This window comes from Variovorax sp. VaC1 (assembly GCF_043658315.1).
Taxonomy (GTDB): domain Bacteria; phylum Pseudomonadota; class Gammaproteobacteria; order Burkholderiales; family Burkholderiaceae_C; genus Variovorax.
In genome coordinates, this window is sequence record NZ_JBIGLT010000027.1 from 1 (window position 1) to 907 (window position 907).

Below are 907 nucleotides of genomic sequence, written 5' to 3' on the forward strand. Positions count from 1 at the left end.
GTGAAATGTTCCTCAAACTTCCTCTGATTTTTATGGGCACATTCAGCAGGAGGAATCCTTTGAATCAAGGATATGTGTGTTACCTTCTTGAGAATCGACAACTGAAAAGAAGGTAATGGAGAATGCGGGCATCGATCCCGCTACCTCTCACATGCTAAGCGAGCGCTCTACCATTTGAGCTAATTCCCCTTCTTGAAGACTTTTACAAGCCTGGTTCCACCAGGTCGCTAGTTGTTTAAAGGCAAATGAGTGTCTTTCATTCTATTAGGGACGCGGGTGTAGATAGAATGGCAGCAGCAGGCCTGTTAGCTCAGTTGGTTAGAGCGTGGTGCTAATAACGCCAAGGTCACAGGTTCGATCCCTGTACAGGCCAGGCTTAATTGTTGTAGAGGGAGGACATCTCGTGAAGTCCTTCAGATGTAAAGTTGGCAGTGTTTTCAACTCATGGAATGTGCAACAGTGCCCCATCACCTCACACATGGATCCCATGAAGGCAAAGTCTTGCTTCTCCTGACTGTTTGTCGGTAGACTACTACCGTGGCCCAGTTCAAATGTACACGTCACTGTCTACATGACCACGTGGCCTAATGGACAAGGCGTCTGACTTCGAATCAGAAGATTGAGGGTTCGAATCCCTTCGTGGTTGTCTGTCCTCTCTTCTGTAAGACTTGTGTATGTTCAGTAATGAATATTCCAATGAGAAGCTTCCACCATGTACACCAAACAATGTGACAGTGCTGATTATGTATGAAAAGAAGACATAGTCACAGAGATGAAGGTGTGAAAATATGAAGTTCCTTTGAATAGCACTAGTATGGAAGTGCAGAGCTGTGAAATGTTCCTCAAACTTCCTCTGATTTTTATGGGCACATTCAGCAGGAGGAATCCTTTGAATCAAGGATATGTG

General features: G+C 44.9%; 3 tRNA genes. 2 read left to right on the forward strand and 1 reads right to left on the reverse strand.

The annotated features are described in order from the left end of the window. Positions 1 to 116: 116 nt before the first annotated feature. Positions 117 to 189 (reverse strand) — tRNA-Ala (locus ACGLHS_RS32265). Positions 190 to 299: 110 nt separating this feature from the next. On the opposite strand from ACGLHS_RS32265, the gene ACGLHS_RS32270 reads away from it, so the two are divergent. Both ACGLHS_RS32270 and ACGLHS_RS32275 read left to right on the forward strand, forming a co-directional pair. Next, a tRNA-Ile gene (locus tag ACGLHS_RS32270) sits at positions 300 to 373 on the forward strand. 200 nt (positions 374 to 573) lie between these two features. Beyond that, a tRNA-Arg gene (locus ACGLHS_RS32275) sits at positions 574 to 646 on the forward strand. Positions 647 to 907 lie beyond the last annotated feature (261 nt).